This window comes from Nisaea sediminum (assembly GCF_014904705.1).
GTDB lineage: Bacteria > Pseudomonadota > Alphaproteobacteria > Thalassobaculales > Thalassobaculaceae > Nisaea > Nisaea sediminum.
This window is the reverse complement of sequence record NZ_JACZCQ010000001.1, coordinates 173,263-197,503: the sequence shown is the minus strand read 5'-3', so window position 1 is coordinate 197,503 and position 24,241 is coordinate 173,263. Positions and strand designations below refer to the sequence as shown.

The following is a 24,241-nucleotide window of genomic DNA, read 5'->3' as shown; positions in this document are numbered from 1 at the left end:
TGGCGGCTCTGGATCTCTTATTAACGATACTAACAAAGAGCCGTCCCGTGGCAACCGGGCGCGGACCTGCGACTTGCCGATCGACGCCATACCCCGGCTATCGGTTCCGATAAATCAGACTTCGTGCAGCGGCTCCGTCTCCGATCGCCCGCGGCTCGACCGGAATGTTCCCGACCATGAAGCCGTCACAGCCGGACTCGCGCCGGCCATAGGGCAGGATGAGGCGGCGCCACGCCTTCGGCGAGAGCCATGCCGCCGAAACATGTTCGGAGTAAATCGGCCGGCAGGTCCGGTAAGCGGCGAGATAGCAGGCGCGGTAAAGCAATGCCGAAGGCGTGCCGGTCTTTAGCGCAAGTTCGGAAACGGTCTGCCCGGTCCAGTCATTGCCTGCGTAATCGGCGATCCCGGTACCATAGACCCGGTACCGCGCATCGAACCCGTCATCCAGAGGTTCGAGCATCATGATGTTCCCGATTGCCTGCCGCAGTTCAAGAATGTCGATATCCTTGCGCCCCGGCAGACCGCCAAGCGTCTCCCGCAGGTTCAGCCAGTAATCGAGCAGGAACCGGAGCTTGGGCTCGGGTAGGTCACGCTTCTCGTCAGCGAACCAGAGTTCTGTGCATCGAGGGTCTATCGACCCAAAAGGCAGGCCAGCAACAATATGCCGAGCCGCCTCATCGATCCGCTGCTTCGACGGATCGTTGAATTCGGGCTCGACGTTCTGTTCGACGCGACCATGCTGCTCGGCCAACCCGTTACTCCTCGTTACCGACTATCGGGATGTGGGCCGATACCATTTTTCAACCGCCCCTGACAATACGCGAGCGTCCGGAGGCAAACCGGGTCAAACGATCTTGAGGCTGACTTGTACCGGCGTTTTTCCAACGACCTCTATGCGCTCGCCACGACCAAACGATCCGGAAAGGATTTTACCGGTGGCTCCAATTCTAATGCCGCTCGTATCCATCCGGACGGACAGCCCCTTTGACGAATGATCCTTCATATTCCCGTCGAAGACAGTGCCGTCGATCTCGACAGAGACCGGTTCGGAACGCTCGCTGCGGCCTTCGTCCCGCCGGTCGGCGCGACGGATCTTTTCTATGAAATCCCCGCTTTCGGCTTTCAGCTCGCCCGCCTGGTCGGTGACATAGGAAGCGGACTCAGAGACCATTTCCGACAAGCTGGCGGACCTGGTAACGGATTCCTCGGCCGCCCGCACCGCCTGCTGAACCTCGGCAGTACCCCGGTGCGCCTCGGCAGCGCTCTGGGAGATTTCCCGGGTGACAGCGTCCTGTTCTTCGACCGCAGCCGAGATCGCGGCGGACGAATCTCCCACTTTGGTCATCGCAGACGAAATGTTCTCGATGCCGTTGCGAGTTTCCTCGGCGACCTGCTGCATGCCGGAGATCTGCTCGGAGATCTCGTCGGTTGCGCTCGACGTCTGGTTGGCGAGGGCCTTCACCTCGGAAGCGACAACGGCGAACCCCTTTCCGGCCTCGCCCGCGCGCGCGGCTTCGATTGTGGCATTCAGAGCCAGCAGATTGGTCTGCTCGGCAATATCCTGGATAAGACTGACGACACCGGAAATTTTCGCCGCCGCCTGATTCAGTCCTTCCACTGTCAGCTTGGTGGTCTCCACCGCTTCCGAAGCTTCCCGCGCGATCTTGTTGGACTCCGAAAGCTGGTGTGAAATCTCGCCGATCGATGCGGAAAGTTCCTCGGCCGCCGACGCCACACTCTGCACGTTCTCGCTCGCCTGTCCCGCGCCACGGGACGCGTCTTTGGTCAGTTCGAGACACTCGCGCGCTCCGGCCGTCATGGTCGAAGATCGATCGGAGAGTTGGGCTGCCGACTCCAGAAGGTTATCGGACACACCCGTTATCGAGGCCTCGAATTGGTCCGAGAGCGCCTCAAGGCGTTTGCGGAAGTCGTTCGACTGCTCTTCCAAGTAGACGGATATGGCGAGGTCCATGTCCAGCATGACCGCCTTGTCGATCGCCTGCACCAGTGAAACGGCCTTCTGCGCCGCGCCCTTGCGGCGCCAGCCGGACATGCAGTGATCGATCGCAAGCCGGTGCAGCTCCGCCGTCGCTATGGCGTAGCCTCCGATGTACCAGCGCGGTTCAAGCCCGAGACGATTGTGAACGCGTCCGATACGCTGGATCGAGTCGAAATACTCGTTTCCGAATTCCCCGGAGAACAGGCGTTTCCAGTGATTGCTCTGTGCCTCTCGGGCGTGCCGCACCCGATCTTCCGACACGAACATCTCGGAAAGTTTCGGCACCGTCAGGACATGGGCGTAGAACTTGTCGAGAATCGCACCGAGATTGCGCTCCAGCACCGGCCGAAAGTCCCGCAACAGCGCCCGCGCATTCTTATCGATCTGCAAAAAAGAAATACGATCATCGGCATTTAGCGACGCGTGGCCACTATTCATCTCGAACCCCAACCTAAAGTAGAACATAACGGGGCACTATTAATGACTTCTAAAGTTTATATTTTCGTTAACAGAGCTCACGCAATTCTGGAATTTAACCACATACAAAATAAAGATAATGCTCCCAAGCGCCACCAAATTTCTGATCTCGATCAACAACTTGTGGATGCATTAAAAGAATTATACCAATTCCGGGAAAGTGGATTTTACAGACTTGCGCTCCTGGGGTTGAACCAACGCAATTAACCAAATCGGGCCGGTTGAAACCGGCCCGAAAAACTGAAATGGACAGTGTCGGCTATCCGGGTGGTTGGAAGACCCACCGTTAGGCGGCGGCCCGCTTGCCGTGAAGATGTTGCGATACGCATCCGACGTGCCTGTGATCCGTGCCACAGCACCCGCCCACGACCTTGAGACCGGGAAGAGCGCGGCTCAGCTCAGCATGGAGACGACCGAACTCTTCCGGATTGCCCTCATCCAGTTCTTCCGCGACATCAAGCTCCGCATGGCTCAAGCGGGAAGCGTTCGCCCGCACACCTCCAATTCGGCCCAACCACTCCTCGCCTGTCGACAAAGCCGGGTGAAAGTGATCCGGGTGAGCGCAATTGACCATGTAGTAGAGCGGTTCCCGAGAGGCGGCCGCGTCGGCGCGCAGGATCGCCTCGCCGAGATGCTCCCCTGTCGGCAGGCGCCCGTCCGTTTCGACCGTGAAGGACACGACGACCGGAATCCCGGATGCGGCACATGCATCCGCGACACCGACGGCTTCCGGAATGTTCGTCATGGTAATAGCGGATACCATGTCCACCCCCGTCTCGCACATCGCCTCGATCTGCGGCAGATGCATCCGCCTCGCCTCTTCCGCGGACGGCAACCGGTCCGGCGCGTAGCCGTCTCCGAGCGGACCGACCACCCCGTTCACGAGGATCGGCGACACCCGTCCCTGCCAGTTGCGCCGGATCTCCCGCGCGAACGAGACGGCGTCTTTGGTCAGCCGCAGCATGTCGCCTTCGGATTTGCCGAGCTTCGGCCCCCAGGCGGTCGCGGCGCGCCACGAGTTCGTATCGAGCACGTAACCGGTCCCGGCGGCCTCCGCCATTTCCAGGAACCCGTCGAAATAGCGCCGCATCGCCGCCCGGGCCTCTTCCTCGTCCAACAGCACGACCGCGGCGAACTCCGGCGCCGAGAAGCCCTGCTGGAAAAACAGCCAGGTCTCGAAACCGCCATCCGTCAGGAACGGGGTCTTCGCGTTCATCAAACGTTCAATATTCTGCATCGGATGCTCCCTTTTGCTCTGTCAGCGGCGATTGATCTACAGCAGCGGCGCTTCCATTCGATAGTCGACCCGTGGTGCGGCGGCGTTTGGCTCTCGCAGCCTCTATATTTCAATGGGATAACTCTTTTTTGATCCGCAAGACGGAACCGTCGGACCGCGTTTCCGTACCGACGGTCAAGTTTTCCCATCCCGGAACGGGCTTCCGGCACATTGCGATGTGATGAAGGTCATTTTATTGCAGGTGCGAAGGTTGACATTTCGCACTGCATAATTATTTTCCGTCCGGTTGGAAATTAATTGCCTGGACCGGGATATGGTCGGACGTCCGAGAACGATAGACAGGGAAGCGGTGCTGGATGCCGCCCAGACGGTCGCAGCCCGCGACGGCGCGGCCTATCTGACCCTGGAAGCGGTGGCGACCGAGGCCGGAATCAGCAAGGCCAGCGTGCTCTACGACTACAAGAACAAGCAGGCGCTGATGAAGGCGATGATCGAACGACGCATTGCAGCGGAAGACGCCCGCATCGAAGAAATCAAGAGCCGCCTCGGACCGGACGCGCCGAATGCCGCGATCCGCTCACGCCTGATCGCCGAGTCCCGCGAACTCTCGGACGAGGACCGGGCTGTCACCCTGAGCCTCTGCGCCAGCGTCGCGGGCGACGCCGACCTCCGGGAGCCGGTCCGCGAGATGATGGCGCGGCGCGTAACCCGCGTGCGCGACACCTCGGAAAACCCGCGCGGCGCGATGCTGGCATTCCTTGCCATCGAAGGCCTAATGGCGCTCGAATGGCTCAGCCTTTATGAGTGGCCGAGCGAAGAGCGCCGCAGGCTCATGTCCGAGATCCACTGGCTCGTGGATCAGAAACCCGAAGAAATTCCCTGCGACGAAGCAACGGGCTCCGCCTGAGAAATCGTTTCAGACCAGGGCACGAAAACAACCTCACCGGCCGTTCCATCCCGGGATCGACCCGGCCCCATACAGGAGCACTACATGCCTTCCGCAAAGCACCTACGGATCTTTGCCGTTGCGCTCTCCGCGATTGTCCTTCTCTCCGCCTGCGACGAGGCCGCGCAGACCAATCAGGCCGCGGCCCCGAAAGCGCGTCCGGCCATGCCTGTGGGCACGATCGTCGCTGCCGCCGAGGATATTCCCATTGTCAACGACCTGCCCGGCCGCATCGCCCCGACCGAGATTGCCGAGGTCCGTCCGCGGGTCTCCGGCCTGCTGATCAAGCGGATCTTCCAGCAGGGTGCGCTGGTCGAAGCCGGCGACGTGCTCTACCGGATCGATCCGGCACCGTTCAAAATTCAGGTCGACAGCGCCCGCGCGACCCTGGCACGCGCCGAGTCCGTCCAGAAACGGGCACGGCTCGAGGCCGACCGCCAGACCGAATTGCGGACCCGGAAGGTGTCGAGCGCACAGCAGCTCGACAACGCCATCGCCGCCCTTGCTCAGGCCGATGCGGACGTTGCGGCGGCGCGCGCTGGACTCGCCTCGGCCGAACTCGACCTGCAATATACCGAGGTGAAGGCGCCAATCGGCGGCCGGATCGGGCGGGCGCTGGTAACCGAAGGCGCTCTGGTCGGAACCAGCAGCGAGGAACCTCTCGCGGTGATCCGCCAGCTTGACCCGGTCTATGCGGACTTCACCCAGTCCGCGAAACAGCTTCGCGCGCTTCGCGCCGGCATCAAAGCGGGCAATGTCTCTCTCTCCGAGGACGGTGCGGCGACGATCCGTCTCAATTTCGACGACGGAGCGGCTTACCCCCTGACCGGCCGCCTCCTGCTGCAGGAGAGCACAGTCGATTCGACGACCGGCCAGATCACCCTGCGCGGCGAGTTTCCCAACCCCGACTTCTCATTGCTGCCCGGTATGTATGTCCGCGTGCAGATCGAGCAGGGCATCCGGCGCAATGCCGTCGCCGTCCCGCAGCAGGCCATCCAGCGCGACACCGCCGGCAAGGCCCGGGTCTATGTCGTGAAGGACGACATGACACTGGAGCTTCGCTACGTCGAGCTCGGCGCGGCCACGGGGAACCGCTGGATCGTCGAGAGCGGTATCGCCGTCGGCGAGCAGGTCGTCGTCGAAGGATTCCAGAAGGTCGGTCCGGGGGCGCCGGTGGCGCCGAAGCCGTGGGAGCCGAAACCTCAGCAGCAAGCCGCCGCCGGCAAGCAGTAAGGCACACGGATCATGGCAAGCTTCTTCATCGACCGGCCGATCTTCGCCTGGGTCGTCGCGATCTTTATCATGCTGGCAGGCGTGATCGCGATCCCGTTCCTGCCGGTGGCACAGTACCCGAACGTCGCCCCGCCGCAGATCACCGTCAGCACCAGCTATCCGGGCGCGACGCCCGAGGACATGTACCGCAGCGTCACCCGTCCGATCGAGGACGAGCTGAACGGCGTGCCGGGGCTACTCTATTTCGAGTCGACGTCTGACTCCTCCGGACAGATCAGCCTCACCGTCACCTTCGAGCCCGGCACCGATGTCGCCGAGGCCCAGGTCGAGGTGCAGAACCGGATCAGCCGCGTCGAGGCGCGGCTGCCCTCCTCGGTCTCCCGCCAGGGCATGCGGATCGAGCGCGCCGGCACTGGCTTCCTGCTCGTCATCACCCTGACCTCGACCGACGGCACGATGGACCAGATCGCGCTCGGCGATTATCTCAGCCGCAATGTCGAGGGCGAGATCCGGCGCATCGCCGGGGTCGGCAACACGCGTCTCTTCTCGACCCAGCAGGCCATGCGGATCTGGCTCGATCCGGACAAGATGCTCGGCCTCAGCCTGACGACCGAGGACGTGCTCAACGCGATCGAGGCGCAGAACGCCCAGGTCGCCGCCGGGCGGATCGGCGCGAAGCCGGTCGAGGCCGGCCAGCAGATCGCGGCCAGCGTACTGGTGAAGGGCCAGCTCCGGACGCCGGAGGAATTCGGCGCCATCGTGCTGCGAGCGGATATCGGAGGCGCGACGGTCCGGCTCCGGGACGTGGCGCGGATCGAGATCGGCGGCGAGTCCTATACCTCCGCTGCCAGGCTTGAGGGACAGCCGTCCGCCGCTATGGGCGTTCAGCTCACGCCCGACGGCAACGCGCTCGAGACCGCGAAGGCGATCGAGGCGAAGATGGAGGAGCTGGCGCGCTACTTCCCCGACAGCGTCGAATACAAGATTCCCTACAACACCGCGCCTTTCGTCGAGATCTCCATCGAGAAGGTGCTGCACACGCTGATCGAGGCCATCGCCCTGGTCTTCGTTGTGATGTTCCTCTTCCTGCAGAGCTTCCGCTACACGGTGATCCCGACCCTCGTGGTCCCGGTCGCCCTGCTCGGAACCTGCGCGGTGATGTACGCGGCGGGCTTCTCTATCAACGTGCTCACCATGTTCGCCATGGTGCTGGCGATCGGCATCCTGGTCGACGACGCCATCGTCGTGGTCGAGAATGTCGAGCGCATCATGAGCGAGGAAGGTCTCTCGCCGAGGGACGCGACCCGCAAGGCGATGAAGCAGATCACCGGCGCCGTCATCGGCATCACGCTGGTGCTGACCGCCGTCTTCGTGCCGATGGCCTTCTTCCCCGGCGCGGTGGGCGTGATCTACCAGCAGTTCAGCCTGACCATGGTGGTCTCGATCCTGTTCTCGGGCTTCCTCGCACTGTCGCTGACGCCGGCGCTCTGCGCCAGCTTCCTGAAGCCGGTCGAGGCCGGACATTCCCACGCCAAGCGCGGCTTCTTCGGCTGGTTCAACCGGGGCTTCGACCGCACCGCACGCGGCTACAGCTCCGTCGTCGGCCGGATCGCATCGCGCGCCGGCCGTTTCATGGTGATCTACGTCGCCCTCGTCGCCGGGCTCGGCTGGGCCTGGGTCCAGTTGCCGAGCGCCTTCATCCCGAACGAGGACCAGGGCTACCTGCTGGTGAATATTCAGGCCCCGGCGGAGGCGAGCGCGAACCGCACGCTGGGCGTGATCGAGCAGGTCGAGGACGCCTTCATCGGCCAGGAAGGCGTGAACACCATCGTCACCGTCTCCGGCTTCAGCTTCTCCGGCACCGGCGAGAATGCCGGCATCGCCTTCGTCCCGCTGAAGGACTGGAGCGAGCGCGGACCGGAAAATTCGGCCGCCGCCATCGCCGGTAGGACCAACGGCCGGCTGTTCGGCATCAAGGACGCATTGGTCTTCGCGCTCTCCCCGCCGCCGATCCGCGGTCTCGGCAATTCGAGCGGTTTCGATTTCCGTCTGCAGGACCGCGGCGGCCTGGGGCACACGGCTCTGGTCGAGGGCACCGGCCGCCTGATGGCCGCGGCGCGGCAGAGCCCGGTCCTGACCGGCGTCCGTATCTCCGGCCTGCCGGACGCGCCGCAGATCAATCTCGTCGTGGACCGGGAGAAGGCGAACACCTTCGGCGTCACCTTCGCGGATATCAACAACACGATCTCGACTCATCTCGGCTCGAAATACGTCAACGACTTCCCGAATGCCGGCCGCATGCAGCGTGTGACCGTGCAGGCGGAACAGGCAACCCGCATGAAGACCGAGGAGATCCTCGACCTCACCGTGCGCAACACCCATGGCGGCATGGTGCCGCTCTCCAACTTCGCGACCGTGGAGTGGGAACAGGGCGCGGCCCAGGTGGTCGGCTATAATGGTTATCCCGCGATCCGGATCAGCGGCCAGGCGGCGCCCGGCTATTCCTCCGGCGAGGCGATCTCGGAAATGGAGCGGCTGGTCGCCGATCTCGGCCCCGGCTTCGGCTATGAGTGGACCGGCCAGTCGCTGCAGGAGATCCAGTCAGGTGCCCAGGCACCGCTGCTGATCGGCCTCAGCGTGCTCTTCGTCTTCCTGCTGCTGGCGGCGCTTTACGAGAGCTGGTCGATCCCGCTTTCGGTCATGCTGGTGGTCCCGCTCGGCGCGATCGGATCGGTCGCCGCGGTGATGGCCCGCGACATGCCGAACGACGTCTATTTCCTCGTCGGCCTGATTGCGATCATCGGGCTCTCGGCGAAGAACGCGATCCTGATCGTGGAGTTCGCCAAGGATCTCCGGGCCGAGGGCCAGTCGCTGCTCGATGCCACCATCGAGGCGGCCCGCCTGCGCTTCAGGCCGATCCTGATGACCTCCCTCGCCTTCTCCTTCGGCGTGCTGCCGCTGGCGATCGCGACAGGGGCGAGCGCCGCGAGCCAGAACGCGATCGGCACCGGCGTCCTCGGCGGGATGATCTCGGCCACAGTGCTCGCCGTGTTCTTCGTACCGGTCTTCTTCGTCTTCGTGATGCGGCTGTTCAGCCGGAAGAAGGCGGAAGACGCGGCACCGGAAGCGGCAGAGTAACGTCCGCCGTCAGTCGGGACGATCCGGCGCGGGTCGTCCCGGCAATACCGACAACGCCACGTCAATCGTGCGCATCACGGTATCGAACTCGGTATCTGCGCGCACCATGACCGCGAGGGCCAGCACCTGACTGGCGAAGAAATCCGCCAGCGCATCGGCGTCGGCGTCCGGCGGCAGTTCGCCCGCATCCCTTGCCGCCCGGAATCGCTTGCGGAACGCTTCGCGCCGCCTGCGATCGAAGTCCCGGCTGAGCGCCACCAGCCCTCGCGGCATGCTGCCGCTCTCCACCAGAGAATTCACGACGAAGCATCCGCTGGGACAGTCCGGATCCCGCGCCATCTCCACGACGCTAACGAAAAAGCGCCGCAGCACGTCGCGCAGAGGATCCGGGGAGTCGACAAGGTCGGCCATCAGGGACGCGCCCGTGTCGCAGTAATAGTGCGTGAGCGCCTTGGCGAACATCGCCTCCTTGTCGCCGAAAGCGGCGTAGAGGCCCGGCTTGGCCATGCCGGAGGCCCTCGTCAAGTCGCCAAGCGACGCGCCCTCGTAGCCCTGCTCCCAGAACACCTTGGTGATGCTCTCAAGCGCGGCATCCGGATCCGTCTTCCGAGGCCTCCCACGCGTCATTGTCCGTTCCTTGCGATGTCAATCGAAAATTATATACCGGATGGTATTTAAATATCTTGAACCCGCAAGCCAAGCTCCGATTTATGTACCGACCGGTATTTATTTCCGGCAACAGATCAGGATCGGAGACATCGCATGATCGAATTGAATGGAAAGACAGCGCTCGTGACCGGCGCGAACCGCGGCATCGGCAAGGCTTTCGTGGAGGCCCTGCTCGCGGCCGGCGCGGCGAAAGTCTATGCCGCGGCAAGGAAGCCCGAAACGCTCGAGGCTCTGGTCGAAGCACATGACGGGCGGGTCGTCCCCGTCACGCTCGATATCACGGACAGGGAGCAGGTAGCAGCCGCCGCAGACCGGCTCACCGATCTCGACCTGCTGATCAACAATGCCGGCATCGCGCATTTCGAAGGACTCCTCGCCCCGAGAAATCCGGACGCCGCCCGCGCGGAAATGGAGACCAACTATTTCGGCCTCCTCAACATGGTACAGGCCTTCGCACCGGTCCTCGGCGCCAACGGAGGCGGCGCCATCGTCAATCTCGCCTCGATCGTCAGTCATGTGAGCTTTCCGGCACTCGGCTCCTACAGCGCCTCCAAGGCCGCGGCCCACTCCCTCACTCAGGGCATTCGCGGCGAATTGAAGGCGCAGGGGACGCATGTCCTCGGCGTTTATCCGGGCCCGGTCGACACCGACATGGGGGCCGCCGTCGAAATGGAGAAGACACCGCCCGCCGTCGTGGCAAAGGCCGTCCTCGACGCCCTCGAAGCCGGCGAGGAGGATGTCTATCCGGACCCGACTGCCCAGCACCTCCACCGATCGCTCATGGAAGACGCCAAGGCGGTCGAACGCGAGACGTCCGCGATGCTGCCGGCGGCATGACGGACGGGAACCGGGCGCCGCCAATTTATGGCGCCCGGTCCTCTGCCCACGTCATTGACAGGATCGCATCGGGATGTCCGAATGCGCCCATGCCCGATCTTACGCTCACATTCGACAATGGACCGGAACCGGAGGTCACGCCCCGGGTTCTGGACATCCTCGCCCGCCGCGGTCTCAAGACGACCTTTTTCGTCGTCGGAGAAAAGCTGGAGGACCCGGCACGCCTCGATCTCGCGAGACGCGCTCACGCCGAAGGCCACCGCATCGGCAATCACACTTTCACCCACACGACGCCGCTCGGCCAGATGGCGGACAGCGCGGCCGCCGTCGAGGAACTGCGGCGCACCGACGCGCTGGTCGCGAAGACCGGCGAGACCGGCAAGCTGTTCCGTCCGTTCGGCGGCGGCGGCAAGCTCGGTCCGCATCTGCTGAGCCCGCCGGTCGTCGATTTCCTGCATGACAAGGGCTATAGCTGCGTGCTCTGGAACGCGATCCCGCGCGACTGGGCCGACCCGGAAGGCTGGGTCGAGACGGCGCTGCAGCAGATCGCGGCGCAGGACCACACCCTGATCGTGCTGCACGACCTGCCGACCGGCGCCATGGACCGGCTGGAGGAGTTCCTCGACAAGGCCGAAGCCGCCGGCGTCACCTTCCGCGAGGACTATCCGGAAGACTGCGTGCCGATGGTGGCGGGCAAGGATGTCGTGCCGCTCGATCCGTTCGTCGCGACCGCCGCCTGACCGGCCCTAGCGGTCGCTCGCCGGAAACTGCGGTACGCCGTCCGCGATCTCGTAATAGTCGCCCTTGTCCGCGCAGTAGATATGGGCCCGGGTCGCAACCCCCGTATCGCCCTCCAGAACGCCGCCGGAGATCGAGATCGACAGTCCCTCGTCCCGATCGAAGAAGATCGTCGAGCCGCATTCGCTGCAGAAGCCGCGCCGGATCCCCGGGCTCGAGCGGAACCATTTGAGACCGCGCGACTCGGTGATCGTCAGAGCGTCCTTGCGCACGTCGGTCGAGGCCCAGAAATGTCCGGTCTGCTTGCGGCACATCGTGCAGTGACAGGCGACCACATCACCAAGGTCGCCGACCACCTCGAAACGGACGGCGCCGCAAAGACACTCGCCTTCCCGCACCCTCTTCCCATTCTCCATGACAGGCTCCCTTCTCCATCATTCTCCCGGCGCAAAAGTTCTCCTTTTGTTCCCACCCTGTCAAGCACTCTCTCTGTGCCGCATCGACGATGGACAGACGGTCTGACTGAGCCTAATCGTTAATCTCTCGCCTCAACCTCGGGCCTGGCCACATGACGTCATTCCTCAGCCTGTTCTCCGACAATTACTTTACCGCCCGTCGCCGCTTCCTGACGGCCGCACGGGCGAAGGGATATCCGGTCGAGACTGCACGGCATCCAATGAGCGGCGATTTCCCCGCCGAGATCGCGACGGACGTTGTCCGAGCGGGTCCGGCGAAGGCCCAAAAGGTCTTGTTCATAAGTTCCGGGCTGCACGGAACCGAGCTCACCACCGGTTCCGGCATCCAGCTCGGCCTGCTCGAAGAGATCGAAGACTGGCTGCCCGCGGACATGGCGGCGGTCTTCATCCATGCCGTGAACCCGTTCGGCTCGGCCGCCATGACGCGGACGGACGAGAACAACATCGACCCCAACCGCAACAACCTGCTGAGTTTCGATCCGCTGCCGGAGAACCCGGATTACGACACCCTGCACGACGCGCTCTGCCCTGCCGTCTGGGAGGGACCGGAGCGCGAGGCCGCGGAAGCGCGGATCTCGGCCTATATCGAGGAGCATGGCTTCGAGCGTTTCAGCCGCAATGTGCTCGCCGGGCAGTACGGCCATCCGGACGGCCTCTTCTTTGGCGGAACGGAACGGAGCTGGACCATCGCCAACCTCGCCGATGTCGTTTCCCGACACGGCGCCGGCGCCGAACGGCTCGCGATCGTCGATCTGCATACCGGGCTCGGCGACTATGGCGCGCTGGAGGTGATCCGCCGGGACAGCACGCCGCGCGCCGGAGCGACCTCGTCCAGCATCCGGCATGTCGCCTGCGACGTGCTCGACGATGTCGACTGCCCTGAACCGCCGATCAAGGTGATCCTCGAATTCGGAACTTTCCCGATCGGCCAGATCGTGAACAACCACAGGGCCGACACCTGGCTGAAGTTCCATGGCGACCCGCACACGCCGCTTGGCCGCAAGATCAAGGCGGAGCTGCGTGACGCATTGTTCTGTGACGATCCGGAATGGCTCGAGGCCGTCTGGGGCCAGGGCGTGCGTGGCACGCGAGCCGTTCTCGACGAACTTTCAGGCACTTCCGTCCCCGCCACCGACTAGCACGGTCCAATTCTGGTCGGAAACCGGACAGCCGCCGGAGCAGAGCCGCGAGCAAATTTCACAGCTGCACCGCATCCATTTCCGGGGACCGAAAACTTTCGTTTACGGCATCAGGTACTTGGTATACCAATATACCAAGAACAAAGATGTCGGGCCTGTTCAAGGGCCTCGGAAGACGCATCACGCCAGGGGAGGCCTCAAGACCATGGTCATGTCTGATATCGAAATTGCCCGCGAAGCGAAAATGAAGCCGATCATGGAGATCGGCGCGAAACTCGGCATTCCGGCCGAATCGCTTCAGCCCTACGGCCACACCAAGGCCAAGATCGACCTGAACTACATCAAGACCCTGCAGGACAAGCCGGACGGCAAGCTGGTGCTGGTGACCGGCATCAACCCGACCGCGGCGGGCGAAGGCAAGACCACGACCTCCGTCGGTCTCGGCGACGCGCTGAACCGGATCGGCAAGAAGGCCATCATCTGCCTGCGCGAACCGAGCCTCGGCCCGTGCTTCGGCATGAAGGGCGGCGCCGCCGGCGGCGGCTATGCCCAGGTCGTGCCGATGGAAGACATCAACCTGCACTTCACCGGCGATTTCCATGCCATCGCGGCGGCGAACAACCTGCTCGCGGCGATGATCGACAACCACATCTACTGGGGCAACAAGCTCGGCATCGACGAGCGCCGCGTCTCCTGGAAGCGCTGCATCGACATGAACGATCGCGCGCTCCGCCAGATCGCCAACTCGCTCGGCGGCGTGGCGAACGGGTTCCCGCGCGAGGACGGCTTCGACATCGTCGTCGCCTCCGAGGTCATGGCGATCTTCTGCCTCTCCACCGACCTCGAGGACATGAAGCGCCGTCTCGGCAACATCATCGTCGCCTATACCCGCGACCGTCAGCCGATCTTCGCCCGCGACATCGACGCCAATGGTGCCATGACCGTGCTGCTGCGCGACGCGCTGGCCCCTAACCTGGTGCAGACGCTGGAGAACAACCCGGCCTTCATCCATGGCGGCCCGTTCGCCAACATCGCCCATGGCTGCAACTCCGTGATGGCGACCAAGACCGCCCTCAAGCTCGGCGACTACGTCGTCACCGAAGCCGGCTTCGGCGCGGATCTCGGTGCAGAGAAGTTCTTCGACATCAAGTGCCGCAAGGCGGGCCTGAACCCGGCCGCGGCGGTCATCGTCGGTACCGTCCGGGCGCTGAAGATGCATGGCGGCGTCGCCAAGGACGATCTCGGCAAGGAGAATATCGACGCGGTCGTCAAGGGCACCTCGAACATCAAGCGCCACGCGGTGAACACCAAGAAGTTCGGCGTTCCGGTCGTCGTCGCGCTGAACCGCTTCATCACCGACACCGACGCCGAGATCGACGCGATCCGCAAGGAGCTGGCCTCCGAGGGAGTCGAGGCGATCGTCTGCACCCACTGGTCGGACGGCTCCGCCGGCACTGAGGCGCTGGCGAAGAAGGTGGTCGAGCTGGTCGACGGCGGCAGCGCGAACTTCAAGCCGCTCTATGACGAGAATCTCGGCCTGCTGCAGAAGGTCGAGGCCATCGCCAAGAACATCTACGACGCGGCCGGCGTGGTCGCCGACCAGAAGGTGCTGAACCAGATCAAGGATTTCGAGGCGCTCGGCGCCGGCAAGTTCCCGGTCTGCATCGCCAAGACCCAGTACAGCTTCTCGATCGATCCGAACGCGAAGGGCGCGCCGAGCGGCCATACGCTTCCGATCCGCGAAGTGCGGCTCTCGAACGGTGCGGAATTCATCGTCGCCGTCTGCGGCGACATCATGACCATGCCGGGCCTGCCGCGGGTGCCGGCGGCCGAGAAGATCACCCTGAACGATCAGGACCAGATCGAAGGTCTCTTCTGATACATGTAAGGGAGCGGGGGCGTCCGTCCCCGCTCCGTCAACAAGCTAGCCCGCCCGGAGCGCGCCGGGCGGCGGGGAGGGAGCGACATGCGCATTATCCTGAACGGACAGCAGGCCTTCGGTAAGGCCGCGCTGGAAGCCATTCTGGAAAAGGGCGAGGACGAAATCGTCGCCGTCTATACCGCACCGGACAAGGAAGGCCGCCCGGTCGACCCGGTGAAGGAAGCCGCTCTCGAACACGGCCTCGAAGTGCGCCAGCCGGCAGACTATTCCGATCCCGCGGTGATCGAGGAGCTGAAAAGCTGGAACGCCGACCTGATGATGATGGCCTATGTCATCATCTTCATCCCGGAAGAGGCGCGGAACGTGCCGAAGCACGGCTCGCTCTGCTTCCACCCGTCCCTGCTGCCGCTGCATCGCGGCCCCTCCTCCATCAACTGGCCGATCATCTGGGGCGCGAAGAAGACCGGCCTCACGATCTTCTATCCGGACGACGGGCTCGACGAGGGCGATATCTGCGTCCAGAAGGAAGTCGAGATCACCCCGGACGACACGCTCGGCTCGGTCTATTTCGACAAGATCTTCCCGCTCGGCATCGAGGCGGTGCTGGAGTCCATCGACCTGATCCGTGCCGGCAACCCGCCGCACACGCCGCAGGACGAGTCCAAGGCGACCTACGAGGGCTGGTGCCGCAAGGCGGACGGCGAGATCAACTGGAACCGCAGCCAGAGCGAGGTCTACAACCAGATCCGCGGCTGCAACCCGCAGCCCGGCGCCTGGACGACGCTGAACGGCAAGGAACTGCAGATCTTCGACAGCCGCCCGGCGGAAGGCTCCGGCCGCACCGGCCGGATCTGCGCCCTCACCGACGACGGCTTCGTCGTCAATGCGGGCCGCGGCGGCATTCTCGTCCAGCGCGTGCGCTATGACGGCGGCAAGAAGGTCTCGGCCAAGGAATTCGCCGCCGAACAGGGTCTCGAAGTGGGCTCCAAGCTCGGCACCTGACGATCATCGGAATGTACCCCCGGACCACTTAACCAGCCGGTCCGGATATCCCTCGGCCCCGCCTCCCCGGCGGGGCCTTTTTCTTGTCCTGTCCGCTCAGAAGACCAGTGCCTGCCCGTCCCGGCGCGGGTCCGACGCGGCGTGATAGCTGCCGAACTCGCTGACCTGAATGGCACCCATGCTGGCCCCGCCGGCCCAGGCGCCGACCTTCTTCAGCGGATGTCCGCGCCCGACCAGATCCCCGATCACGGCATCACCGAACCGGTCCTCGCCGACCATGCTGTGCGGGCTCCCGGCGCTGTGCGGATAGGCCGACGTCATGCCGGTCTGGATATGGGTCCAGCGCGGCGCATGGATCGCCTCCGACACGTTCAGGCCGTGATCGTAGATCGCGGAAAGAACCTGCATGTTCACCTGGACCTGCACGTCGGCCCCCGGCGTGCCGCAGCAGAGCCCGAGCGCACCGCCCTCTTCCACCGCGCGATCGAACACCATGACCGGGTTCATCGTGTGCCGGACCCGCTTGCCGGGCTGCAGCAGGTTCGGATGCCCCGCATCGAGGTGCCAATAGTTCATCCGGTTGTTCAGCAGCATCCCGGTCCCGGGGCAGACCACCTGCGAGCCGAAATGCCCGGAGAGACTCTGCAGCCCGTCCACCGCGTTGCCCCAGCGGTCGATGACGCAGTAATGCGTCGTATCGGAGCGCATCTCGCCCATGCCCGACCCGGCATGCCCCGGGGATTTCCCGGCGGCGGGCGCGCGGTTCTGGAAGGCCCAGGGATCGCCCGCCGCGACCGCTTCGGCGGCGCGCTCCGGATCGATCAGCTTCACCCGCTCGGCCGCATACTCCTTCGAGAGCAGTCCCTCCAGCGGCACATCGACGAAAGCCGAATCCCCGAGAAAAGCCTCGCGGTCGGCAAAGGCTAGGCGCTTCGCCTCGACCATCAGATGGATCGCTTCGGCGGAATGAAGACCGAGCGCCGCCACGTCGAAATGCTCGATCAGGTTCAGTTCCTGCAGCAGAACATGGCCGGAAGAGTTCGGGGGCGCCTCGTAGATTGTCTTGCCGCGATAGGTCGTCGAGATCGGGTCCTGCCATTCCATCCGGTACTTCGCGAAATCCGCCTTCGTCAGGATGCCCCCCGCCTGCTCGGAGAAGGCGACGATGGCGTCTGCCAGCGGCCCCTCGTAGAAGGCTTCGCGCCCGTGTTCGGCGATCAGCGCGTAGGTCTTCGCGAGATCGGAATTGCGCCGGATCTGCCCGGGCTTCAGTGGCACGCCGTCCGGCGCGAAGATCGCCGCCGAGGCGGGGAAGCTGTGCAGCAGATCGTGCGATGCCGCGAGGTTGCACTGGAAATGGGTCTGCGGAACGCCTTCGAGGCAGAGCTCGATGGCCGGCTGGATGCAGTCCGCTAGAGGGAGCCGTCCGTGGCGCTCGTGCGCCGAGAGCAGCGCGTCGCAGATCCCGGGAACGGAGACGGAGAGAATGCCGTTGGTCACGATCCCGTCCGCGAAACGCTCCGGCGTTGCCGCCGACGGCGCGGTGCCGGTGCCGTTGGCGATGGAAAGCGACTTCGCGTCTTTCATGTGGATCATCATGAAGCCGTCCGCCGCGATGCCCGAGCCCTGCGGCTCGGCGACGCCGAGCGCGAAGCCGATGGCGACGGCTGCGTCGACAGCGTTGCCGCCGCTCATCAGGATGCGCATGCCCGCCATCGAGGAGAGCGGGTGATTGGTCACCACCGCCCCTTGCGCGCCCATTCTTACCGGCGCCCAGGCCTCTGCATTCACTCCGGCCGGTGTCTCCATAGCGCTGTCTCCCGCATCCATCCATTTATCCCGATTATCTATAGCGTTGGGAACAGGCCACTAATCGCGCGGATTGCGAACGAAACCACGTCCGGATTCCGTCCGCTCCGTGCGGGAACGGCTCTCGCCGCACGGCGCCGGGTTTCCAGAGCCGCGGAGAAGCCCCATAAATACCTCTCTGACCTCATGACTGAAACCGGCACCGTCCGGCGGAGAAATGCAATGAAGACCGCTCCCAACACCGCGTTGATCGTGGTCGACATCCAGAACGACTTCTGCCCCGGCGGCGCGCTTGCCGTGGCCGGCGGGGACGCCGTCGTGCCGCTCGCGAACCGGCTGATGGAGACGTTCGATCATGTCGTCCTGACGCAGGACTGGCACCCGGCCGACCATGCCTCCTTCGCCGCCAACAACCCGGGCGGCGAGCCGTTCTCCATGATCGAGATGCCGTACGGCCCGCAAGTGCTCTGGCCGACGCATTGTGTCCAGGGCACCGAAGGTGCAGCTTTCCATGCCGATCTGGAGACGGACCGGGCCACCCTGGTCGTCCGCAAGGGCTTCCACAGCCATATCGACTCCTATTCCGCCTTCCTCGAGAACGATCACAAGACCAGCACCGGCCTCGCCGGCGCGCTCCGGGACCGCGGGATCGGGGAGATCGTCCTCGTGGGGCTGGCGACCGATTTCTGCGTCCATTACTCCGCCATCGACGCGGTTTCGCTCGGCTTCGGCGCCACCGTTCTCGAAGATGGCTGCCGGGCCATCGACCTCGAGGGGTCGCTTGCCGCGGCGAGGGCGGAGATGACCGAACGGGGCGTCACGCTCACCACCAGCGACCGCCTGAAAGCCGCATGATGCGTATCCTGATCGTCGAGAATTTCGCCGGCACCGATATCGGCCGCATGGCGAAGACCTTCCTCGAGCGGGGCGTCGAGACTGAAGTCGTCCGGCCTTTCAATGGAACGCCCCTGCCCGCGTCGCCCGACAATCACGATGCCATGATCGTGCTCGGCGGTGCGCAGGACGCGCTCGACGATAGCGGCTCGCCCTGGTTCGGCTCCCTGATGGACCTGATGCGTGCCTCCGACCGGGCCCGCCGTCCAGTGCTCGGCATTTGCCTCGGCTCGCAGCTTCTCGCCCGCGCCCATGGCGGCCGCAACATCCTCGCCCAACCGCTTGAATTCGGCTATGTGCCGATCACGCCGAACGCGGCCGGCCGCGAGGATCCGCTGATGTCGCTGCTCGATCCCGGCGTGCCGATCTTCCAGTGGCATTCGGACACGTTCGAGCTGCCGCCGGATGCCACCCTGCTGGCGACCGGCACGGACTACGTGAACCAGGGCTACCGGGTCGGCGAGGTCAGCTATGGCACGCAGTTCCATTTCGAGGTCGACAGGACCCTGGCCGAACGCTGGAGCTCCGCCGCGTCCGCCCATCTCGACGAGCGGAAGCCTGACTGGCGGACCGCGCTCCCGTCGGCGCTCGACCGGAACGAGCCGGCGGCCTGCGCCTTCTGCGACAGCTTCACCGGACGCTGGATCGACTTCGTCGCCGCCGCACGCACTTGACCGCGCCCCGGCGCCCGGCGAAGCTGGACGAAAGCTTTTTTAAATCAAGGCGATGAACGGCACGGCGATGGAACGCTTCAATCTGAGAGACAAAATCGTGCTGGTGGCGGGCGCCAGTTCCGGCATCGGGGCCGCAACAGTCGAGCGCCTGCTTGCCGAGGGTGCCCGTGTGATCGCCGCGGCGCGGCGCATGGACCGTCTTCAGACGATGGCGAAGAACCGCCCGGGCCATTGCCTGCCGCTGCAGCTCGATGTCGCCGATCCGGACTCCACCGCCTCGCTGATCGAACGCATGCCCGAGGGATGGCGCAACATCCACGGCGCCGTGGTCTGTGCCGGCCACGATGTCGGCGGACGCGCCCGCTTCGATCAGGCCGACGCCGAGACCTGGGCCAACATCATCGAGACCAACGTGAACGGCACCATCCGGGTCTGCCGTGCGGTGATCGACCAGATGGCGACGCGCGGGACCGGTCATATCGTCACCCTCGGCTCGACCGCGGGGCTCCGGGTCTATCCCGGCGGCAGCATCTACAACGCCTCGAAATTCGCCGTCCGCGCCTTCACCGACGGCCTCCGGCTCGATTTCGGCAAGACCGATATCCGGGTGACGGAAGTCCTGCCCGGCCTCACCCGCACCGAGTTCGCGGAGAGCCGTTGGGGCGACGGCGACCGTGCGACCGAGTTCTACGACAACGCCCCGGGAACGCTCGCACCGGAAGAGATTGCGGATGCGATCCTCTACGCGATGACGGCACCGGCAGGCGTCAATGTCTCGCAGATCCTGGTGGAACCGACACGCATCTAGGAAAAAAGAAGGCCGCCGGACATCGCAGCCCGGCGGCCTTTTGTTTGATGGAGTGGTCCTACTTCGCCTTAGGCTCGCTCATCAGTCCCTTGACCAGCGAGACACAGCCGAGCAGCAGCACCACCGCGAACGGCAAGCCGGTCGAGACCGAGGCCGCCTGCAGCGCGCCGAGCCCGCCGCCGAGCAGCAGCGCGATCGCGACCATGCCTTCGAAGGTCGCCCAGAAGATCCGCTGCGGGACCGGGGCGTCGACCTTGCCGCCGGCTGTGATCGTGTCGATGACCAGCGAGCCGGAGTCGGACGAGGTCACGAAGAACACGATCACCAGCACGATGCCGATGAAGGAGGTGATGCCCGCGAGCGGAAGCTGTTCGAGCATGGTGAAGAGCTTCAGTTCGAGCGCCGCGTCTGCGATCTCCTGATGCCCCGCCTGAAGCAGCGACAGCGCGGTGCCGCCGAAGGCCGTCATCCAGAGCACGGAAACGATAGACGGCACGATCAGCACGCAGAACAGGAACTCGCGCACGGTCCGGCCGCGGCTGACCCGGGCGATGAACATGCCGACGAACGGCGACCAGGAAATCCACCAGGCCCAGTAGAACGAGGTCCAGCCCTGGGAGAAATTCGCGTCGTCGCGGCCGAACGGATTGGAGAGCTCCGGCAGATACTGCAGATAAGCGCCGAGATTGCCGAAGAACCCGGTGACGATGGCGAGGGTCGGGCCGACCACGATGATGAAGCCGAGCAACAGGATGGCGAGTATCATGTTGATCTCGGAGAGCCGCTTCACTCCGGCGTCGAGGCCGGCGACGACGGACACCAGCGCGATGCCCGTGATGCCGGAAATCAGCACCACCTTGGAGGTGTCGCTCACCGGAATGCCAAAGAGGAAGTTGAGCCCCGCATTGGCCTGTTCCGCCCCGATGCCGAGGGAGGTCGCAAGCCCGAACAGGGTCGCGAAGACCGCCAGCGTGTCGATGATATGGCCGGTCCAGCCCCAAACCCGCTCGCCGAAGATCGGATAGAAGATCGAGCGTATGCTGAGCGGCAGCCCCTTGTTATAGGCGAACAGCGACAGGGCCAAGGCCACGACGGCATAGATCGCCCACGGATGCAGGCCCCAGTGGAAGATCGTCGCGGCCATGCCCAGGCGCTGGGCCTCCGCGGCGTCACCCGCCGCGCCGGCAAGCGGCGCCCAGCTGTCCGGCGCGCCCGCTCCGTCCGCCACGGACGAGGAGAAATGCGAGATCGGCTCGGAGACCCCGAAGAACATCAGGCCGATGCCCATCCCGGCCGCGAACAGCATCGCGAACCAGCCGGGATAGGAATAGTCCGGTTTCGCTTCGGTTCCGCCGAGCCGGATCTTGCCGAGCGGCGAGACGATAAGCGCCAGCGTCAGCACGACGAATACGTTCCCGGCCAAGAGGAAGAACCAGTCGAAACCGGATGTGAGGGTCGGCCGCAGCCACCCGAAGAACGCCCCCGCCTGTTCCGGCAGGGCCAGTGAATAGAACACCATCAGGATGATGCTGCCCGCAGAGATCGCGAATACCGGGTTATGGATGTCCATCCCGAACCGGCCGATCTGCGGCTGTATGTTGTGTTGACCGACTTCGTAGTCGGTATCGATAACGTTCGCGTCCCCGTCGGGGCCGCGATCTGCTACGTCGCTCATAATGCCTCCCCTGGCCGCCATTGGCTCGGCAGACCGGACTCATTTCAGGTCAAGGTCGGGATCCGGCACGCTGTCCGGACCGGCACGCCGCTTCCCGCGTGCTCTCTTTGCTGCCCGTCATTGTGCCAGTCAGGATGGTCGAGTCAAAAAAGCGGCTATATCCGCATTGCGACGCTTTCTCGATTTGGAGAGCTGGAAATACCCGCAAATCGCGTCTGATCTCGGTCAAATTAAGGGTTCAGCGCCTTTTCGGAAAATGTCCCCTTGGCGTCATATTGCGCCAATTCCGACACGACCCAGTCATCGAAGGCCAGAATCAGCGAATCGGATGCCTTCTCGCGCGGATAGACCAGGAAATATCCGGCATCCTCATCGATCCTGACGTCGGAAAGCGGAACCAGCATACCTTTCTTGAGCTCGTCGAGCGCCAAGGCCGGCCGCGCCAGGACGGCCGCCTGTCCGGCCACCGCGACATTCAGGATCGTCGCCGCATCATAATAAACCGCTCCCCGCCTGAACTGCGTCCCTCCGGCTCCGGCCGCGTCGAACCAGGTGCGCCAGAAGAGCGTCGTATCCTCGTGATGCAGGGGGAGTTGCGCGATCCGTTCCGGCGAAAGCGGCAGGTCCGACAGCGCGATACCTTCCCGCTCGAGCAGGATCGGGCTTGCCAGCGGCTGGGCATATCCCGGCATGAGCTTCTTCGAAACGGTGCCGGGCCAGTCGCCGCGACCGAAGCGGAGCGCGATATCGACGCCGTCGGTGGTGAAGTTCGACAGCGTCACGGAATGGTGAATATGCACTTCGACATCCGGCTGCAGCGCGGTGAAGCCGGCCAGTCTCGGCACCAGAAGCCTGTAGGCGACCGACGGCGCCGAAGAAACCGTCAGCACCCGCTGGCTCGCATCGTGACAGATTTCCTCCACCGCGCCCGCGATGGTGTCCAGAGCGGCGGATACGGACGCCAGCAGGCGTCGCCCCGTCGCCGTCGGCCGGATCGTCCGCCCGACCCGGTCGAAGAGCGCAAGGCCGAACCATTCCTCGAGCGCGCGGATCTGATGGCTGACCGCCGCATGGGTCACGTTCAGCTCGTCCGCGGCCTTGCTTACGCCGCCGAGACGGGCCGCCGCCTCGAAGGCCCGGAGCGCGGTCAAGGGGGGAAGTCTCCTGCTCATAATATGTAAAAATAACTAACATAATAGGTGAAAATCAATCATTTGTTCTTGCGTCTTTTCCGAACGATATTCCCTGTCATGAAGTGAGTGACGGACACACGAACGAGTGAGGAAAAGTTATGCAACATGCTCTTTACCTATTCCTGAACGGCGCCGGCGGACTGACCCACGACGTCACCGTCTGGAAAGAATTCGCCCGCGGCCAGGCCGGGCGGAGAAGCGACGTCACCGAAGCCGTAGAGACGCCGTCCCGTTTTGCCTCTCTCGGCGATGCGGCGGAACAGCTCCGCCGGCTTTCGCGACAGGCCAAACTGACCGCTCAGGAAGCCAAACTGCTCTGCAAGGCGCTGACCATCGTCGAAACCGAAGCGGACTCACGCCGCCAGCCCGCATGACCGAGGGCTTCCATCGTAAAATACAAAAACGGGCCATGCTCAACGCATCGCCCGTTTTTTCTTATCCGCAGACTCGCTGTCAGCGTTTCAGGTTCAAGGTCCGGAGCTCGCAGAAGGGCGAATGTTTCGACACGATGGTGTCGGACCTACGCGCCAGGATATCCGCCTGGGCGACCGTATAGCCCTGCGCCTCGACCAGCTTCACGATTTCCAGCAGATAATCGAGGTCCGCCTCGACGCGCGAGAGACGCCCGGCAGCGCGGGCGAGCGCTGTCCCCGCTTCGCTCAGGCGATAACAAGGTAGCGTCAGGTCCGCTGCCGGATCGTCGTGGCTGACCCGCACGACCTTGTCGGCATAAAGCAGGTTGGTCGTGAAATGGTCTTCCCTCTGCGAGCTGAAGACCTTGCTGAGGTCCCGGTTTGTCCGGAGCAGGCCGTATTCCTCCAGCAGCAGGATGCAGTCGCCGGTCAGTTCCCGCGCGCCGAAGAACTCGTCGGACAGCCGGACCAGGAAGTTGTTGATCCGAAACTTCGCGAGGATCGCCACCCAGCGGATCATGGCGCGATTGAGCGTGCTCATGACACGGAATGTCACCGGCGGGACAGCGCCGCTCTCTTCCGCCTCCAGCGCCAGCAAAGCCGCCCACATTTCCTGGCCGGCGCGGTCGCCGCAATCGGATGCGGCCTCGATGAAGCGCACGCTCCAGTCCGGATCGACATGCCCGTCCGCGTCCGCATTGTCCTTCAGCATGGTCATGGCGAGGGAGAAAATCGCCTCGATATTCTGCTGCCGGCGGAGGTCGCGCTCGCTGACCCGGGCCGCAGCGCGCTCGATAAGTCCGCTTTCCTCACGGTCGTCGCCATTGCGCACGGCGTCCAGCCAGCTCCGCCCGCTGGCGCCGAGGCCGTAGGCGAGCATTTCGCTGAATCTGAGGCACGCGGGATCGAAAGACGTCGCCGCCGGTTTCTTCGACCGGCTCTTGGCCCGTCCCGCGGCGGAAGTCTTGCGGTCTGCTTCGGTCATGCACAGAGCCTTACTGT

At 64.2% G+C, this 24,241-nt stretch carries 21 protein-coding genes; 12 read left to right on the top strand and 9 right to left on the bottom strand.

What is annotated here, in order from left to right:
- Positions 1–97 precede the first annotated feature (97 nt).
- From IG122_RS00910 to IG122_RS00900, 3 genes are all read right to left on the bottom strand, one after another.
- Positions 98–751 (bottom strand): PAS domain-containing protein, encoded by a 654-nt coding sequence (locus IG122_RS00910; RefSeq protein WP_193179557.1) that lies wholly within the window; start codon positions 749–751, stop codon positions 98–100.
- A gap of 93 nt (positions 752–844) precedes the next feature.
- On the bottom strand, positions 845–2,437 hold the full coding sequence (locus IG122_RS00905; RefSeq protein WP_226893242.1) for a protoglobin domain-containing protein: 1,593 nt from the start codon (positions 2,435–2,437) through the stop codon (positions 845–847).
- 325 nt (positions 2,438–2,762) lie between these two features.
- Positions 2,763–3,713, bottom strand: coding sequence for a homocysteine S-methyltransferase family protein (locus tag IG122_RS00900; protein WP_193179553.1), 951 nt, complete (start codon positions 3,711–3,713; stop codon positions 2,763–2,765).
- A 313-nt stretch (positions 3,714–4,026) separates the two neighbouring features.
- Between IG122_RS00900 and IG122_RS00895 the strand changes: the two genes are divergently transcribed.
- From IG122_RS00895 to IG122_RS00885, 3 genes are all read left to right on the top strand, one after another.
- The gene (locus IG122_RS00895) at positions 4,027–4,620 is read left to right on the top strand and encodes a TetR/AcrR family transcriptional regulator (protein ID WP_193179551.1); all 594 of its coding nucleotides are present in this window, start codon (positions 4,027–4,029) and stop codon (positions 4,618–4,620) included.
- An 84-nt stretch (positions 4,621–4,704) separates the two neighbouring features.
- Positions 4,705–5,892: an efflux RND transporter periplasmic adaptor subunit gene (locus IG122_RS00890; RefSeq protein ID WP_193179549.1), complete on the top strand. Its 1,188-nt coding sequence runs from the start codon at positions 4,705–4,707 to the stop codon at positions 5,890–5,892.
- A 12-nt stretch (positions 5,893–5,904) separates the two neighbouring features.
- The gene (locus IG122_RS00885) at positions 5,905–9,030 is read left to right on the top strand and encodes an efflux RND transporter permease subunit (RefSeq protein ID WP_193179547.1); all 3,126 of its coding nucleotides are present in this window, start codon (positions 5,905–5,907) and stop codon (positions 9,028–9,030) included.
- A 9-nt stretch (positions 9,031–9,039) separates the two neighbouring features.
- Here the strand turns inward: IG122_RS00885 and IG122_RS00880 are convergent, their stop codons facing one another.
- Entirely contained in the window at positions 9,040–9,657 is a 618-nt protein-coding gene (locus IG122_RS00880) for a TetR/AcrR family transcriptional regulator (RefSeq protein WP_193179545.1), read from the bottom strand.
- Between the two features lie 135 nt (positions 9,658–9,792).
- Between IG122_RS00880 and IG122_RS00875 the strand changes: the two genes are divergently transcribed.
- Entirely contained in the window at positions 9,793–10,536 is a 744-nt protein-coding gene (locus IG122_RS00875; protein ID WP_193179543.1) for an SDR family oxidoreductase, read from the top strand.
- An 89-nt stretch (positions 10,537–10,625) separates the two neighbouring features.
- Positions 10,626–11,276: a polysaccharide deacetylase family protein gene (locus IG122_RS00870; protein WP_193179541.1), complete on the top strand. Its 651-nt coding sequence runs from the start codon at positions 10,626–10,628 to the stop codon at positions 11,274–11,276.
- 6 nt (positions 11,277–11,282) lie between these two features.
- Here IG122_RS00870 and IG122_RS00865 read toward each other — a convergent pair whose 3' ends face one another.
- The gene (locus tag IG122_RS00865) at positions 11,283–11,690 is read right to left on the bottom strand and encodes a GFA family protein (RefSeq protein WP_193179539.1); all 408 of its coding nucleotides are present in this window, start codon (positions 11,688–11,690) and stop codon (positions 11,283–11,285) included.
- A gap of 152 nt (positions 11,691–11,842) precedes the next feature.
- Between IG122_RS00865 and IG122_RS00860 the strand changes: the two genes are divergently transcribed.
- From IG122_RS00860 to IG122_RS00850, 3 genes are all read left to right on the top strand, one after another.
- A complete protein-coding gene (locus tag IG122_RS00860) occupies positions 11,843–12,889 on the top strand; it encodes a DUF2817 domain-containing protein (RefSeq protein ID WP_193179538.1) in 1,047 nt (348 codons plus the stop codon).
- Between the two features lie 211 nt (positions 12,890–13,100).
- Entirely contained in the window at positions 13,101–14,768 is a 1,668-nt protein-coding gene (locus IG122_RS00855) for a formate--tetrahydrofolate ligase (RefSeq protein ID WP_449867085.1), read from the top strand.
- Positions 14,769–14,855: 87 nt separating this feature from the next.
- On the top strand, positions 14,856–15,773 hold the full coding sequence (locus tag IG122_RS00850; RefSeq protein ID WP_193179536.1) for a methionyl-tRNA formyltransferase: 918 nt from the start codon (positions 14,856–14,858) through the stop codon (positions 15,771–15,773).
- A 96-nt stretch (positions 15,774–15,869) separates the two neighbouring features.
- Here the strand turns inward: IG122_RS00850 and ggt are convergent, their stop codons facing one another.
- Positions 15,870–17,582 (bottom strand): gamma-glutamyltransferase, encoded by a 1,713-nt coding sequence (gene ggt, locus IG122_RS00845; RefSeq protein ID WP_193179535.1) that lies wholly within the window; start codon positions 17,580–17,582, stop codon positions 15,870–15,872.
- A 222-nt stretch (positions 17,583–17,804) separates the two neighbouring features.
- On the opposite strand from ggt, the gene pncA reads away from it, so the two are divergent.
- Genes pncA through IG122_RS00830 form a run of 3 tightly spaced genes read left to right on the top strand, consistent with a single transcriptional unit; the run spans position 17,805 to position 19,958 of the window.
- On the top strand, positions 17,805–18,437 hold the full coding sequence (gene pncA / locus IG122_RS00840; RefSeq protein WP_193179534.1) for a bifunctional nicotinamidase/pyrazinamidase: 633 nt from the start codon (positions 17,805–17,807) through the stop codon (positions 18,435–18,437).
- The gene (locus IG122_RS00835) at positions 18,434–19,150 is read left to right on the top strand and encodes a type 1 glutamine amidotransferase (RefSeq protein ID WP_193179533.1); all 717 of its coding nucleotides are present in this window, start codon (positions 18,434–18,436) and stop codon (positions 19,148–19,150) included. Before pncA ends, IG122_RS00835 begins: the two co-directional genes overlap by 4 nt.
- 52 nt (positions 19,151–19,202) lie before the next feature.
- On the top strand, positions 19,203–19,958 hold the full coding sequence (locus IG122_RS00830; protein ID WP_193179532.1) for an SDR family oxidoreductase: 756 nt from the start codon (positions 19,203–19,205) through the stop codon (positions 19,956–19,958).
- A 58-nt stretch (positions 19,959–20,016) separates the two neighbouring features.
- Here IG122_RS00830 and IG122_RS00825 read toward each other — a convergent pair whose 3' ends face one another.
- Positions 20,017–21,633 carry a BCCT family transporter gene (locus IG122_RS00825; RefSeq protein ID WP_193179531.1) on the bottom strand — a complete coding sequence of 539 codons (1,617 nt, stop codon included), beginning with the start codon at positions 21,631–21,633 and terminating at the stop codon, positions 20,017–20,019.
- Positions 21,634–21,863: 230 nt separating this feature from the next.
- Positions 21,864–22,784 (bottom strand): LysR substrate-binding domain-containing protein, encoded by a 921-nt coding sequence (locus IG122_RS00820; protein WP_193179529.1) that lies wholly within the window; start codon positions 22,782–22,784, stop codon positions 21,864–21,866.
- A 140-nt stretch (positions 22,785–22,924) separates the two neighbouring features.
- Here IG122_RS00820 and IG122_RS00815 point away from each other — a divergent pair, with 140 nt between their 5' ends.
- Positions 22,925–23,200, top strand: coding sequence for a hypothetical protein (locus IG122_RS00815; RefSeq protein WP_193179527.1), 276 nt, complete (start codon positions 22,925–22,927; stop codon positions 23,198–23,200).
- A 79-nt stretch (positions 23,201–23,279) separates the two neighbouring features.
- On the opposite strand, the gene IG122_RS00810 is transcribed toward IG122_RS00815, so the two are convergent.
- A complete protein-coding gene (locus IG122_RS00810) occupies positions 23,280–24,224 on the bottom strand; it encodes a DUF2806 domain-containing protein (RefSeq protein WP_193179525.1) in 945 nt (314 codons plus the stop codon).
- Positions 24,225–24,241: the final 17 nt, after the last annotated feature.

What these genes read in the sequence shown, in the direction of transcription:
- IG122_RS00855 (WP_449867085.1), top strand. Translation starts at nt 13,101, where the DNA reads ATGTCTGATATCGAAATTGCCCGCGAAGCGAAAATGAAGCCGATCATG.
- IG122_RS00875 (WP_193179543.1), top strand. Translation starts at nt 9,793, where the DNA reads ATGATCGAATTGAATGGAAAGACAGCGCTCGTGACCGGCGCGAACCGC.
- IG122_RS00890 (WP_193179549.1), top strand. Translation starts at nt 4,705, where the DNA reads ATGCCTTCCGCAAAGCACCTACGGATCTTTGCCGTTGCGCTCTCCGCG.
- IG122_RS00895 (WP_193179551.1), top strand. Translation starts at nt 4,027, where the DNA reads ATGGTCGGACGTCCGAGAACGATAGACAGGGAAGCGGTGCTGGATGCC.
- IG122_RS00905 (WP_226893242.1), bottom strand. Translation starts at nt 2,437, where the DNA reads ATGAATAGTGGCCACGCGTCGCTAAATGCCGATGATCGTATTTCTTTT.
- IG122_RS00865 (WP_193179539.1), bottom strand. Translation starts at nt 11,690, where the DNA reads ATGGAGAATGGGAAGAGGGTGCGGGAAGGCGAGTGTCTTTGCGGCGCC.
- IG122_RS00830 (WP_193179532.1), top strand. Translation starts at nt 19,203, where the DNA reads ATGAACGGCACGGCGATGGAACGCTTCAATCTGAGAGACAAAATCGTG.
- IG122_RS00825 (WP_193179531.1), bottom strand. Translation starts at nt 21,633, where the DNA reads ATGAGCGACGTAGCAGATCGCGGCCCCGACGGGGACGCGAACGTTATC.
- IG122_RS00860 (WP_193179538.1), top strand. Translation starts at nt 11,843, where the DNA reads ATGACGTCATTCCTCAGCCTGTTCTCCGACAATTACTTTACCGCCCGT.
- IG122_RS00870 (WP_193179541.1), top strand. Translation starts at nt 10,626, where the DNA reads ATGCCCGATCTTACGCTCACATTCGACAATGGACCGGAACCGGAGGTC.
- IG122_RS00815 (WP_193179527.1), top strand. Translation starts at nt 22,925, where the DNA reads ATGCAACATGCTCTTTACCTATTCCTGAACGGCGCCGGCGGACTGACC.
- IG122_RS00900 (WP_193179553.1), bottom strand. Translation starts at nt 3,713, where the DNA reads ATGCAGAATATTGAACGTTTGATGAACGCGAAGACCCCGTTCCTGACG.
- pncA (WP_193179534.1), top strand. Translation starts at nt 17,805, where the DNA reads ATGAAGACCGCTCCCAACACCGCGTTGATCGTGGTCGACATCCAGAAC.
- IG122_RS00835 (WP_193179533.1), top strand. Translation starts at nt 18,434, where the DNA reads ATGATGCGTATCCTGATCGTCGAGAATTTCGCCGGCACCGATATCGGC.
- IG122_RS00850 (WP_193179536.1), top strand. Translation starts at nt 14,856, where the DNA reads ATGCGCATTATCCTGAACGGACAGCAGGCCTTCGGTAAGGCCGCGCTG.
- ggt (WP_193179535.1), bottom strand. Translation starts at nt 17,582, where the DNA reads ATGGAGACACCGGCCGGAGTGAATGCAGAGGCCTGGGCGCCGGTAAGA.
- IG122_RS00880 (WP_193179545.1), bottom strand. Translation starts at nt 9,657, where the DNA reads ATGACGCGTGGGAGGCCTCGGAAGACGGATCCGGATGCCGCGCTTGAG.
- IG122_RS00810 (WP_193179525.1), bottom strand. Translation starts at nt 24,224, where the DNA reads ATGACCGAAGCAGACCGCAAGACTTCCGCCGCGGGACGGGCCAAGAGC.
- IG122_RS00885 (WP_193179547.1), top strand. Translation starts at nt 5,905, where the DNA reads ATGGCAAGCTTCTTCATCGACCGGCCGATCTTCGCCTGGGTCGTCGCG.